Genomic DNA, 14,480 nt, shown 5'->3' on the forward strand with positions numbered 1-14,480 from the left:
CTACCCGGAGGAAGCTTACGCGAGTTGGTCCTCGAGATGGAAGACCTCGCTCAGCCGGAGGAAGCCGGTGTCGGGTGCCCCGTCGAGCGCGACGAAGAACTCGCCCATCTCGGCCTGCCAGCGCGCGTTGACCTCGGTGGCGGCCATGCCGGTCTGCGCCGCGGCGAGCGACGGCGTCTCGAAGTAGCCGATCAGCAGCCCGTCCTCGCGCAGGAACAGCGAGTAGTTGTTCCACCCGGTCGCCTTGAGGGCGGCCGCCATGTCGGGCCAGATCGCGCGGTGGCGCTCGGTGTACTCGGGGATGCGCTCGGGCTTCACCTGCAGCTGGAAGCAGACGCGTTCGCTCGTCTCGGCCGTCATGATCGTGCATCCCCTCATCGTCGAGTGTGTTGAAACGATATAACCATCGATCGGGCCGATGCGCCAGCGCACGCCCTGCGCTACTCTCGTGAAACGTTCTACCCATCGCCGGGACGACGGCGCCGAACCCCACGAGGTGTGCATGACCACGGCCAACGTGCGCGACGTCGCGGCCCTCGCCGGAGTGTCGGTGGGCACCGTCTCGAACGTGCTGAACCAGTCGAAGCCGGTGGCGGCCGACACCGCCAAGCGGGTGATCGACGCGATCGAGAAGCTCGGCTTCGTGCGCAACGACGCCGCCCGCCAGCTGCGGGTCGGGCAGAGCCGCACGGTCGGCATGATGGTGCTCGACGTCTCGAACCCGTTCTTCGCCGACGTCGAGCGCGGCGCAGAGGACCTGCTCGGCGAGCACGGACGGCCGCTCATCCTCGGCAACAGCGGCGAGTCGACCACCCGCGAGCTCGCCTACCTCGACCTGTTCGAGGAGCAGCGCGTCTCGGGGCTCCTGATCACGCCCGTCGGGCAGGTGCAGCGCCGGCTGGAGCGGCTGCGCGAGCGCGGCTCGCCCGTCGTGCTCGTCGACCGGCACGACAACGCGCAGAGCTTCAGCTCGGTCTCGGTCGACGACCTGCGCGGGGGCGAGCTCGCGGCGGGCCACCTGCTCGACCTCGGCCGGCGGAACCTCGCCTTCGTGGGCGGTCCACCCGAGATCCTGCAGGTCTCCCAGCGCGCACGCGGGGCGCAGCAGGCGGTGCTCGAGCGCGATGCGGGGCGCATCCGGATGCTCGAGCTCGACACCATGCGTGCGGAAGCCGGCCGCGCGGCGGGGGAGCAGCTGCTCGCCCTGCCCGCCGCCGACCGCCCCGACGCCGTGTTCGCGGCGAACGACCTGATCGCCATCGGACTGCTGCAGGCCCTCACCCACGCCGGGGTGCGGGTGCCCGACGACATCGCGCTGATCGGCTACGACGACATCTCGTTCGCGGCGAACGCGGCGATCCCACTGTCGTCGATCCGGCAGCCGGCCCGCGAGATGGGACGGGCGGCCGCCGAGCTGCTGCTGGCCGAGATCGAGAACCCGGGCCGGGGCGAGTACCGGCACATCGCCTTCCAGCCCGAGCTCGTCGTGCGCGAGTCGACGGCCGGCCGCTAGGGCCGGCCGCCGCTCGCCCGCTAGGGCCGGCTGCCGCGCATCCGCTCGGGCCGCCCGTTGCGCGGACCGGTACGGCCGCCCGCTGGGGCGGCCCGCCGCTCGGACCGCTACGGCGCCGGAGTCAGCACGAGGTCGCCGGCGCTCGTCTCGAACGAGTACACGCGCTCGGCCCCCGGAGTGCTCGGCAGACCCAGCTGCACCGTGCCGAGCGAGGTGTCGGTGCGGATCTCGTACTCGCCGTCGGGCAGGGCGACCCGCACCGTCCCGGCCGAGCTGTCGACCGAGATCGACGACGGCAGGGTGGCGAAGGAGAGGTCGGTGTCACCGGCCGAGGTCTCGGCGACCACCGGGCCCGAGACGTCGAGGTCGGTCGCGGTGATGCGGCCGGCCGAGGTCTCCAGGTGCAGCGAGTCGGCCGAGCCGCTGAGCTCGACGTCGCCCGCCGAGCTCTCGAGCGACAGGTCGGCGAAGTCGCCGTCCACCCGCACCGAGCCGGCCGAGGAGTCCACGTCGAGGCCGAGCGGCTCGGCGTCGCGCGGCAGGGTCACCGCGAGCGTGGCGTCGCCGAGCGACGTGACGTCGAAGAGGCGGATCGGCCACCAGCCGCGATCGCCGACGGTGACGCGCAGGGTGTCGCCGAGCATCCGCTGGTCGAAGTGCAGCGACGAGCCGCCCGAGTCGAAGTCGAAGCGCGGCTCGGACACGTCGGCGTAGGCCACCGTGACGGCGGCCGCGCTCACGTCGACCTCGAGGGTGTCGAAGGGGCCGGCGGCCGAGTAGCTGCCCGAACCGTCGCCGCGGTTCGCGTCCGCCGCCGACTGCACGAGCTGCAGGATGCCGACGCCGACGAGCAGGAGCACGAGCGCCGAGCCGATGGTGAGCAGGGCGATGCGCAGCGAGCGGTTGCGCGGCGGCGGGGTCGGACCCGAGGCGGGGGAGGGGCCGCCGGTCATCGGAGGCAGGGTGGGGGTCTGGACGCTCATGATTCCTTCTTTCGCAGGGGATGGATGGGGAGTCAGCGCGCGTCCGCGCCGAGGTACTTGAGCACGGCGAGGACACGGCGGTTGCCGTTGTCCTCGGCGGGCAGGCCGAGCTTGCCGAAGATGGCCGAGATGAACTTCTCGACCGCGCCGGGGGTGATGTGCATCCGTTCGGCGATGCTGCTGTTCGAGCGGCCCTCGGCCATCAGCTGCAGCGCCTCGCGTTCGCGGGCGGTGAGGGTGTCGAGCTCGCGCAAGCGCCGGGAGCGGATGACGATCTGCGCCACCACCTCGGGGTCGAGCACGGTGCCGCCGCCGCCCACGGTCTCGACCGCGGCGAGGAAGTCGTCGACCTCGGCCACGCGGTCCTTCAGCAGGTAGCCGAGGCCGGCCGAGTCGCCCGCGATCAGCTCGGCGGCGTAGCGCTCCTCGACGTACTGCGAGAGCACGAGCACGGGCAGCTTCGGGCCGCCGGGGCGGGAGCGCAGCAGCACCGCCGCACGGATGCCCTCGTCGGTGAAGCTCGGCGGCATCCGCACGTCGACGACGGCGAGGTCGGGGCGGTCGGCGTCGACGCTGCGGATGAGCTCCTCGGCGGTCGCGGCCGACGGCAGCACCTCGTGCCCGGCGTCGGCGAGCAGGCGTTCGAGACCGGCGCGCAGCAGCACGTGGTCCTCGGCGATCAGAATGCGCACGGTACCTCCACGGTGAGAACGGTCGGACCGCCGGTGGGGCTGTCCACGGTGAGGGTGCCGCCGGCCGCGCGCACGCGGTCGGCCATGCCGGAGAGTCCGGTGCCGCCGCCGCGCCCGAGGGCGGCCCCGCCGACGCCGTTGTCGAACACGACGGCGCGCACGGCGGTGGGCGTCGCGGTGACGCTGACCGAGCATCCGGATGCCCGCGAGTGCTTGCTCGCGTTGGCCAGGGCCTCGGAGACGGCGAAGTAGAGCACGGCCTCGGTCTCCTTCGAGGGGCGCTGCGGCAGGTCGACGCGCACGCTGGTGGGCACGGTGCAGTGGGAGGCGACGGCCGAGAGGGCCGCGTCGAGGCCGCGGTCGGTGAGCACCGCCGGGTGGATGCCGCGGGCGAGGTGCCGCAGCTCGGTGATCGACTCCTTGGTCTCACGATGCGCCTCGTCGAGCAGCGCCTTCGCGCCCTCGGGGTCGTCGGCGAACTTGGAGCGGGCGAGCCCGAGCGTCATCGCGACCGAGACCAGGCGGGGCTGCACCCCGTCGTGCAGGTCGCGCTCGATGCGCTGCCGCTCGGCCTGGGCGGAGTCGACCGCTCCCTGGCGCGCATCCTGGAGCCTGTCGACGCGCTGCTCGAGCACGGCCTTGGCGCTCGCGCCGAGCAGGGCGACGCTCAGCTGCCGATCGAGCAGGCCGGCGCCGGCCGTGTAGGCCACGAGCACGGCGGCGGCGAGCACGGCGGCGAGGACGACGAGGGCAGGGTTCCCGAGCAGGCTGCCGAAGCGGCCGGCGGCGAGGTCGCCGACGAGGTCGATCGAACCGCCGATCAGGGTGAGGAACAGCAGGCCCAGCAGGGCGGTCGTGAGGTGGTGCAGGATGCCCTTCCACAGGGGCGCGCCGAAGCTCTCGACGAACGTGCCCGCCAGCCAGTCGCCGAACGTGGTGGCGGCGGGGCGCACGGGCGGCGGCACGATGACCACGCCGTACAACGCCTCGGCGCGGCGCCGCTCGACGAAGCGGATGCCCCGCCCCAGCTGCACCGTCAGCCACAGCAGCGCGATGCCGATGCCGAACGCGGGCACCGCGCTCACGCCGGTCGCGAGCAGGCTGAGCATGATCGTCAGCCAGGTGACCCCCAGCACGCCGTCGATGGCCAGATCGGCCGCAGCGGCCCACAGGAACAGCAGTCTCTTTCGCACATCCCCACGTTAGGGCGGGGGTCAGGGGCGGCACGATGGGGCGGCCCGCCCGGTTCCCCCGGGGGTTAACCCCCGGCCCGCCCCTGCCCTCCGCCCTGCTCGCGTGGGAGGCGAGCCGGGCCGGCGGTCGGGGCCGGGGGATCGGGCCGGCGGGCGGGGCCGGCGGTTCAGGATGCGCGTCGGCGCCAGGAGGCGAGAGCGGCGGCCGCGGCACCGAGGCCGACGAGCCCCGCGGCGGCGACGCCGAGCAGGGTGACCTCGGCGGAGGCGACGCCCGTGCTCGCGAGCAGGCCGCTGCCGGGAGCGCCGGGGCCGCTCACCCGGGACGCGCCCGCTGCGCCCGGCCCGGGGCCGTCGCCGGCCTTGGGCACGGAGGTGGGTGTCGGCGACGGCGTCGCGGTGGGGGTCGGCACGGGTGTCGGTGTGACCGCAGCGGCGATCGTCATCCGGTACTCCTTGCTGTCCTTGGCGATTCCGTTGTCGGCCGTGATGGTGAAGGCGTAGCTGCCGGCCTTCGTGGGGGTGCCGGCGAGCTGGTGGGTGCGCTCGTCGAACGAGAGCCCAGGAGGCAGGGTTCCCGACGAGACCGAGAACTCCGGGGCGGGAGTGCCGGTCGCGGTGACCGTGACCGTCGGGTAGCGGTCACCGACCCGGCCGTCGGCCGGCGGAGCGGAGGTGATGTGGGGAACCGACGCAGGGTCGGCTGCGATCACGATCGTGTAGCTGTGGGTGTCGACACCCGAGGCGTTCTCGGCCTTCAGGGTGAAGTCATAGCTCCCGGCCTTCGTGGGGGTGCCGTAGAGGTGGGCCCGACGCTCGTCGAACTCGAGACCGGGCGGGAGGGTGCCGCTCGAGACGGAGAGGGCGGGCTCGGGGCTGCCGCTCGCGACGAGGGTGGTGTCGGGGTAGACCGTGCCGACGGTTCCGTTCGGCACGGTCGCCGTCGTGATCGTCGGCGCGGTCGGCCCCGACGGCGCGACGACGATCTCGAGTGTCGACTCGGCGGCCGGTGCCAGCCCGTTCGAGGCGGCCACGGTGAAGCGGAAGGTGCCGGCGGTCGTCGGCACGCCGTTCAGGATGCCGGTGGGGTCGAGCGCGACCCCGGGCGGCAGGGTGCCGCTCGCGAGCGAGAACGTCATGGCGGTGGGCCGGCCCACGGCGATCACCGCCGCGGTGAAGCTCATGCCCACCCCGGCGCCGTAACTGGCGGGCGACACGATGAGCGGGCTCGCCGTGACGTCGTAGCTCGTGACGGTGCCACCCGTGAGCGCGCTCGTGGTGGTGATCACCCGACGCGTGCTGTCGTCGACCGCGACCGACGACGCCTTCGGCATCGTCATCGGGTCGCCCTGCTCCACCAGGGTGTCGAGACGCAGCGAATGCAGCTGCCCCATCTCGGTGGTGACGAAGAGCGAATAGATGGTGGCGTCGGTCGCGAAGGAGGTCGCCTTCGAGTCGAGGGCGGCCGAGGTGTGGGTCAGCGCGAGGAGGGTGTCGTACATCTCGACCCGGTAGTCGAACGGCCCCGCGCCGGCTCGCGTGCCGATCGAGATTCCGCCGGCACCGATCCCGAGGCTGAGGGGCGTGCCGCCGAGCACGACCGACGAACGCGGCGATCGGGCGTCGATGAGCGTCAGCGTCGAGGCCGCCTCGCTCGTCACCCAGGCCTTGTTCGACCCGGCGAGGGTCACGACGTCGCTCGGTGCGCCGGGAAGCGGGATGCGCGCGACTCCGTGGGTCGACAGGTCGATCACGCTCAGATCGCTCGAGATCGTGTTGGCGACGTACAGCAGCTTCGAGCCGGCGTCGACCGCCAGCCCGGCACCCCCGATGCCGGTCGTCGAGATCGTGTCGACGATGGTGTTCGCCGTCGGGGAGGCCGGGTGGCCGTCGATCTGGAGGACCGTGTTGTCGACCCGGTCGGACACATAGACCTGATGGGTGCCTTCGTCGACCGCCGCCTCCACCGGGTCCGACCCCAGCCCGATGCGGGTGAGGTAGCGCGGAGCCGCTCCGCTGACGTCGTAGACCAGCAGGTCTTCCGACGGGAGGTCGATGACGTAGCCACGACCCATCGAGGCGTCGATCTGCATCTGCCCCAGATTCGCACTGGGGGACGGGGAGTCGCTGCCGGTCGGGCTGAGCACGATCGCGCGGGGCGCGGCGGCATGGGCGGCGGTGGGTGCGGCCACGAGGGTGGCCAGCACCAGCGCCGTGCCCGCCGCGGCGGGAGAAAGGTGACGAAGGCTCATACGCATGTAGTGAGGATAGTTCATCCGGGCGGATCGCGAAACACCCGCGCAACACCCGAGCAGTAGGCTCACCGCATGGTTGACCTGTTCGACGGCTACGGAGCCACCCTGCTCACGCGATCCCGGCGGGCCGGGGCGAGTCCGTGGGACGAGATGTTCCCCGAGCCCAAGTCGCAGGACGGCGTCGAGGCGCGCGCCGCCTACAAGGACATCTACACCGCCCTCGCCCGCATGACGCAGGAGGAGCTGCGCGGCCGCACCGACGCGCTGGCCAGTTCGTACCTCGCCCAGGGAGTGACCTTCGACTTCGCCGGCGAGGAGCGGCCGTTCCCGCTCGACGCCGTGCCGCGCGTGATCGAGCAGAGCGAGTGGGTCGACGTCGAGGCCGGTGTGAAGCAGCGGGTCAAGGCGCTCGAGGCCTTCCTCGCCGACATCTACGGCTCGCAGGCTGCTGTGCGCGACGGGGTCATCCCCGCGGCGCTGATCAGCTCCAGCAACCACTTCCACCGCGAGGCCGCCGGCATCGTGTCGCCCAACAACGTGCGCATCCAGGTCTCGGGCATCGACCTGATCCGCGACGAGAAGGGCGCCTGGCGCGTGCTCGAGGACAACGTGCGGGTGCCGAGCGGCGTCTCCTACGTCATCTCGAACCGCCGGGTCATGGCGCAGACCCTGCCCGAACTGTTCGTCAGCATGCGGGTGCGACCGGTGGGCGACTACCCGAACAAGCTCCTGCAGGCGCTGCGCGCATCCGCCCCCGCCGGTGTCGACGACCCCACGGTCGTCGTGCTCACCCCCGGCGTCTACAACTCGGCCTACTTCGAGCACACCCTGCTGGCCCGCCTGATGGGCGTCGAGCTCGTCGAGGGCCGTGACCTGTTCTGCTCGGGCGGGCGGGTGTGGATGCGCACGACCGCCGGTCCGACCCGCGTCGACGTGATCTACCGCCGGGTCGACGACGAGTTCATCGACCCGCTGCAGTTCCGCGCCGACTCGATGCTCGGCAGCCCGGGCCTCCTGCTGGCTGCCCGGCTCGGGAACGTCACCATCGCGAACGCGGTCGGCAACGGCGTGGCCGACGACAAGCTCGTCTACACCTACCTGCCCGACCTCATCCAGTACTACCTCGGCGAGAAGCCGATCATCCCGAACGTCGACACCTGGCGCCTCGAAGACCCGGGGGCCCTCGAGGAGGTGCTCGACCGCCTCGATGAACTCGTGGTCAAGCCGGTCGACGGCTCGGGCGGCAAGGGCCTCGTGATCGGCCCCGACGCCTCGCCGAAGGAGCTCGAGACCCTGCGCAACCGGCTGATCGCCGACCCGCGCGGCTGGATCGCGCAGCCCGTGGTGCAGCTCTCGACCATCCCCACCCTCGTCGAGGACGGCATGCGCCCCCGCCACGCCGACCTCCGCCCCTTCGCGGTCAACGACGGCAACGACGTCTGGGTGCTGCCCGGCGGCCTCACCCGAGTCGCCCTCCCCGAGGGCCAGCTCGTGGTCAACAGCTCGCAGGGCGGCGGCTCGAAGGACACCTGGGTCGTCGGTCAGGACCCGTTCTCGGCCCTCGCCGCCGTCTCCCGCGACGCCCACGACATCCAGGGCCTCGTCGCCGAGCAGGCCGCGAACACCCAGGCCATCCCGATCATCGGGCACGGGCACACGCCCGACCACTCGCCCGAGGATGCGCCGCGCAGCGATCAGTCGCAGCAGCAGCAGCAGTCCAAGCAGCTGCCGGATGCGCATCCCGCCCCCGCCACGAAGGGAGACGTGTGATGGCCATGCTGTCCCGCATCGCGGAGTCCCTGTTCTGGATCGGCCGCTACATCGAGCGCTCCGACGGCACCGCGCGCATCCTCGACGTGCACCTGCAGCTCCTCCTGGAGGACCCGTGGATCGAGGAGAACCTCGCCTGCCGCTCGCTGCTGTCGGTGATGGGCAGCGACGTGCCCGACGACAACCGCTCCCTCACGCGCGCCGACGTGCTCGCGCTGCTCGCGGTCGACCGCACGCATCCGGCCTCGATCGCCTACTCGCTCGGCGCCGCCCGCGAGAACGCCCGGCGCGCCCGCGAGATCGTCTCGACCGAGCTCTGGGAGTGCCTGAACACCACCCGTGCCCGGATGCCGCGGAAGATCGCCGGCGAGAAGACGCACGAGTTCTTCGGCTGGGTGCGCGACCGCTCGGCGCTCGCCGTGGGCATCATGGAGTCCAGCGCCAGCCGTGACGAGGCCTGGCACTTCTTCACCCTCGGCCGTTCGATCGAGCGCGCCGACATGACCGCGCGCCTGCTCGCCACCCGCAGCCTCACCGAGGCGAGCGGCCCGTCGTGGACGACGATCCTCCGCTCCTGCGGCGCCTACGAGGCCTACCTCCGCACCTATCGCGGGGTGCCCAGCGCACGCAACGCGGCCGAGTTCCTGCTGCTGGACCGCCTGTTCCCCCGCTCCATCCTGTACTCGGTGTCGCGCGCCGAGCAGTGCCTGCGCGACCTCGGCCCCCGCAACGAGCGGCTCGGCGTCACCGACAGTGCGCAGCGGCTGCTCGGGCAGATCCGCTCGCAGCTGGAGTACCGGCCGATCACCGACATCCTGCACGAGCTGCCGCGCCACATGGACAGCGTGCAGGACGCCACGAGCGCCGCCAGCGAGGCCGTCCGGCAGCGCTACTTCCCCACCAACACGGCCCCGAGCTGGATCGGAGAGAGCGCATGAACCGGCTGCGCATCCGGCACATCACCGGGTACCGCTACGAGGGCGAGGTGCAGGCCTCCTACAACGAGGCGCGCATGCTGCCCGTGAGCTCGGAGGCGCAGTTCGTGCTGCACTCCTCGCTCGAGATCGCCCCCGTCTCCTCCAACCACGGGTACATCGACTACTGGGGCACGCGGGTGTCGTCGTTCGAGGTGCTGACGCCGCACAAGGAGCTCTCGCTCACGGCGACCAGCCTCGTGGAGGTGCGCAACCGGCCGCACGCCGCTCATCCGCTCGAATGGTCCGAGCTGGCGTCGCAGGCCGCCACCTCGACCACCTACGTCGAGCAGGCGAAGCAGACGAAGCTCACGGCGCCGGCCGCCGATCTCGTCGAGCTCGCCGAGTCGATCGCGGCGGCCCACACCTCGCCGTGCGACGCGGCGCTCGAGATCTGCACCGAGATCGGCCGCCAGGTCGAGTACGTGCAGGGCGTCACGGGCGTACAGTCGACCGCGCGCGAGTCGTGGAAGGACAAGCGCGGCGTCTGCCAGGACATCACCCACATCGCGATCGGCGCCCTGCGCTCGGTCGGAATCCCGGCGCGCTACGTGTCGGGCTACCTGCACCCGAAGCCCGGCGCCGCCATCGGCGAGACGGTCACGGGCGAGTCGCACGCCTGGGTCGAGTGGTTCTGCGGGGAGTGGCGCGGCTTCGACCCGACGAACCTGATCGACATCGGCGAGCGGCACGTCATCGTCGGGCGCGGGCGCGACTACAACGACATCGCGCCGTTGCGCGGGGTCTACGCGGGCCCCTTCGGCTCGCAGCTCTTCGTGAAGGTGGAAATCACGCGCGAGTCGTGAGGGGCGGATGCGCGGGTGCTCGGTTCGTCGAGAGGGGCGGATGCGCGGGTGCTCCGTAATGGGGGTGCCGGCGGTCCCCTGCTCGTCTGTGCGCAGTGCCACAATGACGTATGCCTGAGCAGCCGCCGCCGAGCGCGCACTTCACCGCCGTGTTCGAGGACGAGCAGGGTATCGCCATCACCTATTACGGCTGGACGGTCGAGCAGCCCCGGGCCGTCGTGCAGATCTCGCACGGTCTCGGCGAGCACGCCCTGCGCTACGCCGCCCTCGCGGCCGAGCTGAACGGGGCCGGCTACAGCGTCTACGCCGCCGACCAGCGCGGACACGGCGCCACGGGCCTCGCCCAGCACGGCGGCGACCGCTCGAAGATGGGCCGGCTCGGGCCGGGCGGGCTGCGGGCGACGGTGGACGACATCCGTCAGCTGGGCGTGCAGGTCGCGCGCGAGCATCCGGAGGTGCCCCTCGTGCTGCTCGGCCACAGCTGGGGCTCGTTGATGGTGCAGATGCTCGTCAACACGCCCGCGCTGGCGCACTACGCGGGCGTCGTGCTCGTCGGCACGGCGTACCGGATGCCCGGGTCGATGGACGGCGGGGACCTCACCCGACGGCACCGCCCTGCGAAGGGCAGCCCGGGCGCACCCGGCAACGGCTTCGAGTGGCTCTCGCGCGACGTCGAGGCGCAGCAGCGCGCCGCCTCCGACGAGCTCATGTTCCCCGCCGAGGTGCTCAAGCTGTTCGGAGTGGCCGACGGTCTGCGCCTGTTCGGCCGGCCGTCCCGGCACCTCGTCGCCGACGTGCCCATGCTCATCATCGTGGGCGACGACGACATCCTCGGTGGGCGGGCGAGCGCCACCAAGCTGCGGCGCGCCTACCTCGAGCGGTCGAAGCTGAGCGACGTCGAGCTGCACGTGTATCCGGATGCGCGGCACGAGATCCTGAACGAGACCAACCGCGACGAGGTGGTGCGCGACCTGCTCGCGTGGCTGGAGCGCCACGTGTCGCCGCCCGGCGCCGCCGGAGGCGCCGGCTCGTCGCTCTCCTCGCCGACGGCAGGGGAGTAGACCGTGGAGGCGCTGCTCGAGCTGCCCATCATCGACGGCCCCCTGATCTGGGTCGTGGTCGCCCTCTCGGCCGTCGTGCTCGTCTACCTGCTCGTGCGCCCGCCGGGCATCCGCTGGCTGCTGACCGTGCTGATCGGCCTGCTCGCCGGGGCGCTCGTCGCCTTCGGCGTGATCGCGTGGGCCGAGCTCACCGACGCCTTCGGCATCGCGCTGCCGATCCAGGTGAAGGCGATCGCCGTCGCGACCTTCGCCGCCGTCGGGGTCGCGGTGGTGAACCTGTGGCGCTCGCGGTGGTGGCGCAAGGTCATCGCCGTTCTGGGCGTGCTGCTGTTCGCGGCGTCGGGCGCCCTCGGCGTCAACGCCTGGTTCGGCCTCAACCCGACGGTGGCGTCGCTCCTCGGCATCACGGTCGAGCATCCGATCGTCATCCCGACGAACTCGCCGCAGCCCACCTCGACCGACGACCCGGATGCGGGCAAGCCCCTCTACGAGACCTGGAAGCCGCCGGCCGGCATGCCGACGGTGGGCACCCAGGGCACGCAGGTCATCCCGCCCACGGCCTCCGGCTTCACGTCCCGCCCCGCGGGCATCTACCTGCCGCCGGCCGCGCTGGTCGAGGGCGCCCCGGCCCTGCCGTTCCTGCTGCTGATGATGGGCCAGCCGGGCAACCCCGAGACCGACTTCGTGGCGGATGCGCTCGACAGCTACGCCGCGTCGCACGACGGCCTGGCACCGATCGTCATCGTCGCCGACCAGCTCGGCGACCCCAACCAGGACCCGGTCTGCGCTGACACCGCGGCCCTCGGCGACGCCGAGACGTTCATCACGCAGGACGTCGTCAACTGGGCGCGCTCGAACCTGAACATCCTGAAGGACCCGGCCCACACGACCATCGCGGGCTACTCCAACGGCGGCGGATGCGCGTTCAAGTACGGCGCGAAGTACCCCGAGATCTTCGGCAACGTCTTCGACATCTCGGGCGAGGAGTACCCCGGATCAGAGGAGCCCGACCAGGTGATCGCCTCGCTCTTCGGCGGGGACGTGGCGGCCTTCGAAGCGGAGAAGCCGGAGAGCATCCTGACGTCGGGGGCGCACGCCTATCCCGACACCTTCGCGGTCTTCACGGTCGGCGGCAACGACCCGGCCTTCCTGCCCGAGGCGGCCTCGGCCTCGGCGGCGGCCACAGCGGCCGGCTGGAAGACGACGTACTACGTCGTCCCCGGCGCCGGCCACGTGCAGGACGCCATCCGCGGCGGCCTCAGCTACGGCTTCGGCCTCCTCTACCCGCGCCTCGGCCTGGCCCCGCCCGCGTAGCCGCTAACTTTGGCGACCCGTGCGGGCGGGCGTAGGGTAACCCGCGCGCGGGGTCAGACGGCTATGTAGGACCGGAGCTGCGCCTCTACAGCCGGGTCGACTGCCTGCGTCCCGCCCAGGATGACGATCCGTCGCGGATCGAGTCGGTCAAGCTCTCGGGCGATGTCGGCCGGAATGCTGGTCGGGCCTACGAGCAGCACGGGTGAGCCCGTTGCGATCGCCGCTGCAGCACCAGAGAGCGCGTCTGCATAGCTGGAACCCGACGCGACGTACACGGTGGAGGTGGGAGTCGGAAAGACCCCCTTGGACACGGCCGCTGACACGGCGAAGCGATCAGCTCCCGCCGTGCGACGGGTGTTCGGCTGGATGGTCTTGAGCGTATCGACGACCGATTCGTTGATTGCCGCAGTGCCGCCGAGAACGACGATCTTGGCAGGGGTCAGTCGCTCGAGTTCCTTCTTCACAGGGTCGGGGATGGTGTCGGGGGTGACGAGGAGCACTGGGCCCCCTAGTGCGCCGGCGGCTGCCGAGCCGGAAAGCGCATCGGGGAAGTTGGTTCCGGACGCTACGTAGGCGACCGGACGCGTGGGGCCGAAGGTCGCGCGGGACACCGCAGCTGACACCTCGAACCGATCTGCTCCGCTGAGGCGGGTCACGTCTGGGGAGTACGACTCCAGCGCCGTCTGAACTGCCGCGCTCACCGCCACCGTTCCACCCATCACGACGATGTGCTGCGGCTTCAAGCGAGAAAGTTCGGCCGCGATCGCCGCCGGAATCTTGTCCCGCTCGGTGAGGAGCACTGGGCCGCCTTGTGCACCTGCGGCCGCGGAGGCACTGAGTGCATCGGCGAACCCCGCACCCGAAGCGACGAACGCCACCAAGGGCGACGAGGCGAATTGCCGCCTTGAGATCGCCGCCGACGTCTCAAACCGATCGGCGCCCCCGACCCGCGTCACCGTGGGCGAGGCCGTGTACAGCTCCACCACCGTCGAGCCTGCTGACACGAGTGTGCCTACGCTGTGGTCCACATCAAGGATGGAGCCCTTCGTGACGACCTTTCCCTCGATCGCCAGGGTGCTGGCATTGAGCATATTCACTTCGCCCGCGCCCCCTGGCACGTAGATCACTTGCCGCTCGAGATCGACCTCGACGTCTCCCGTGTTGGCTAATGCTGGTGCGGTGGCAGTGACACTCCAGGTCTTCGTATCGAACCTGCTCAGACCTGAGCCGCTTGATACGAGGACGTCGCCGGACGCGATGGCCATCCCCGTGGGTTGGAAACCGATGGCGTGCGGAATGCTGGTGCCGTCAGGACGCAATTCCCAGATCGTCTTGTCGTCCAGGATTGCGGCATAGACGATGTGGGACACGGGATCCACCGCCAAGCTCTTCTTCAGACTCCTCGAGCTGGTCCCGTAATAGGACACGGTTCCGTCGGCGATCGACACTCGTGCGACGCGGTCACTGGTGCCGAAATCTCCCGCATAGACGTAGCCATTGTCGATGTCGACGGTCAGAGGAGTGACCGACCCGGTACCGACCGTCGTCAGAAGGGTGTTGACCGACCCCGATGCCCGATCGGTGTCGATGATGGCCACCGAGGGCTTGTTGAGATCAGCCACTGCCAGTCGGTGGGCGTTCTCGTCGAGCGCTGTCGCGACCGGGAACGCGAGCCCCGTCGGGATCGACGTCACGGGGATGAAAGAACTCTCAGACAGGTCATAGACGAGAACGGATTTCGAGGCCTTGTCGACGACGTAGCCGAAATGGCTCGTGCTGTCGATCTTCATGCCCGAGGCGATCGCACCGGGAACGGCGAGTGTGTCCGCAAGCGCGAGATCGAGATCTCGAGACCCGGCGGCGGACGCCGAGGACACTGCGCCCGTCGGGACGGTGAAAGCGCCGACGAGGAGTAGTAC

The 14,480-nt window shown here is 71.1% G+C and carries 12 protein-coding genes; 6 read left to right on the top strand and 6 right to left on the bottom strand.

Annotated features, from left to right (window positions below; translation table 11 throughout):
• Positions 1–15 precede the first annotated feature (15 nt).
• On the bottom strand, positions 16–360 hold the full coding sequence (locus BJ984_RS04460; RefSeq protein WP_179547000.1) for an L-rhamnose mutarotase: 345 nt from the start codon (positions 358–360) through the stop codon (positions 16–18).
• A 142-nt stretch (positions 361–502) separates the two neighbouring features.
• Between BJ984_RS04460 and BJ984_RS04465 the strand changes: the two genes are divergently transcribed.
• Positions 503–1,513, top strand: a complete 1,011-nt coding sequence (locus BJ984_RS04465; RefSeq protein ID WP_179547001.1) for a LacI family DNA-binding transcriptional regulator — start codon at positions 503–505, stop codon at positions 1,511–1,513.
• Positions 1,514–1,620: 107 nt separating this feature from the next.
• Here BJ984_RS04465 and BJ984_RS04470 read toward each other — a convergent pair whose 3' ends face one another.
• The 4 genes from BJ984_RS04470 to BJ984_RS04485 all read right to left on the bottom strand — a co-directional run bounded on the left by BJ984_RS04470 (position 1,621) and on the right by BJ984_RS04485 (position 6,639).
• Entirely contained in the window at positions 1,621–2,496 is an 876-nt protein-coding gene (locus BJ984_RS04470; RefSeq protein ID WP_179547002.1) for a DUF4097 family beta strand repeat-containing protein, read from the bottom strand.
• A 32-nt stretch (positions 2,497–2,528) separates the two neighbouring features.
• Positions 2,529–3,188, bottom strand: a complete 660-nt coding sequence (locus BJ984_RS04475; protein WP_179547003.1) for a response regulator transcription factor — start codon at positions 3,186–3,188, stop codon at positions 2,529–2,531.
• Positions 3,176–4,381 (bottom strand): sensor histidine kinase, encoded by a 1,206-nt coding sequence (locus BJ984_RS18545; protein WP_179547004.1) that lies wholly within the window; start codon positions 4,379–4,381, stop codon positions 3,176–3,178. Before BJ984_RS18545 ends, BJ984_RS04475 begins: the two co-directional genes overlap by 13 nt.
• A gap of 167 nt (positions 4,382–4,548) precedes the next feature.
• Positions 4,549–6,639 carry a YncE family protein gene (locus BJ984_RS04485; RefSeq protein WP_179547005.1) on the bottom strand — a complete coding sequence of 697 codons (2,091 nt, stop codon included), beginning with the start codon at positions 6,637–6,639 and terminating at the stop codon, positions 4,549–4,551.
• A gap of 69 nt (positions 6,640–6,708) precedes the next feature.
• Between BJ984_RS04485 and BJ984_RS04490 the strand changes: the two genes are divergently transcribed.
• From BJ984_RS04490 to BJ984_RS04510, 5 genes are all read left to right on the top strand, one after another.
• Positions 6,709–8,406, top strand: coding sequence for a circularly permuted type 2 ATP-grasp protein (locus BJ984_RS04490; protein ID WP_179547006.1), 1,698 nt, complete (start codon positions 6,709–6,711; stop codon positions 8,404–8,406).
• 5 nt (positions 8,407–8,411) lie between these two features.
• A complete protein-coding gene (locus BJ984_RS04495; protein WP_173182862.1) occupies positions 8,412–9,344 on the top strand; it encodes an alpha-E domain-containing protein in 933 nt (310 codons plus the stop codon).
• Positions 9,341–10,186, top strand: a complete 846-nt coding sequence (locus BJ984_RS04500) for a transglutaminase family protein (protein ID WP_173181955.1) — start codon at positions 9,341–9,343, stop codon at positions 10,184–10,186. The genes BJ984_RS04495 and BJ984_RS04500 overlap by 4 nt, the downstream gene beginning before the upstream one ends.
• Before the next feature lie 110 nt (positions 10,187–10,296).
• The gene (locus tag BJ984_RS04505; RefSeq protein ID WP_179547007.1) at positions 10,297–11,247 is read left to right on the top strand and encodes an alpha/beta fold hydrolase; all 951 of its coding nucleotides are present in this window, start codon (positions 10,297–10,299) and stop codon (positions 11,245–11,247) included.
• Positions 11,248–11,250: 3 nt separating this feature from the next.
• Positions 11,251–12,561, top strand: a complete 1,311-nt coding sequence (locus BJ984_RS04510; RefSeq protein ID WP_179547008.1) for an alpha/beta hydrolase — start codon at positions 11,251–11,253, stop codon at positions 12,559–12,561.
• A 53-nt stretch (positions 12,562–12,614) separates the two neighbouring features.
• On the opposite strand, the gene BJ984_RS04515 is transcribed toward BJ984_RS04510, so the two are convergent.
• Positions 12,615–14,351, bottom strand: a complete 1,737-nt coding sequence (locus BJ984_RS04515; RefSeq protein ID WP_179547009.1) for a cell wall-binding repeat-containing protein — start codon at positions 14,349–14,351, stop codon at positions 12,615–12,617.
• Positions 14,352–14,480 lie beyond the last annotated feature (129 nt).

The sequence above is a fragment of the Herbiconiux flava genome, assembly GCF_013409865.1.
Taxonomy (GTDB): Bacteria; Actinomycetota; Actinomycetes; order Actinomycetales; family Microbacteriaceae; genus Herbiconiux; species Herbiconiux flava.

Bases quoted from the DNA above. Each gene is read 5' to 3' on its own strand.
- BJ984_RS04460 (WP_179547000.1), bottom strand. From the start codon at position 360: ATGACGGCCGAGACGAGCGAACGCGTCTGCTTCCAGCTGCAGGTGAAG.
- BJ984_RS04465 (WP_179547001.1), top strand. From the start codon at position 503: ATGACCACGGCCAACGTGCGCGACGTCGCGGCCCTCGCCGGAGTGTCG.
- BJ984_RS04470 (WP_179547002.1), bottom strand. From the start codon at position 2,496: ATGAGCGTCCAGACCCCCACCCTGCCTCCGATGACCGGCGGCCCCTCC.
- BJ984_RS04485 (WP_179547005.1), bottom strand. From the start codon at position 6,639: ATGCGTATGAGCCTTCGTCACCTTTCTCCCGCCGCGGCGGGCACGGCG.
- BJ984_RS04490 (WP_179547006.1), top strand. From the start codon at position 6,709: ATGGTTGACCTGTTCGACGGCTACGGAGCCACCCTGCTCACGCGATCC.
- BJ984_RS04495 (WP_173182862.1), top strand. From the start codon at position 8,412: ATGCTGTCCCGCATCGCGGAGTCCCTGTTCTGGATCGGCCGCTACATC.
- BJ984_RS04500 (WP_173181955.1), top strand. From the start codon at position 9,341: ATGAACCGGCTGCGCATCCGGCACATCACCGGGTACCGCTACGAGGGC.
- BJ984_RS04505 (WP_179547007.1), top strand. From the start codon at position 10,297: ATGCCTGAGCAGCCGCCGCCGAGCGCGCACTTCACCGCCGTGTTCGAG.
- BJ984_RS04515 (WP_179547009.1), bottom strand. From the start codon at position 14,351: ATGAAGATCGACAGCACGAGCCATTTCGGCTACGTCGTCGACAAGGCC.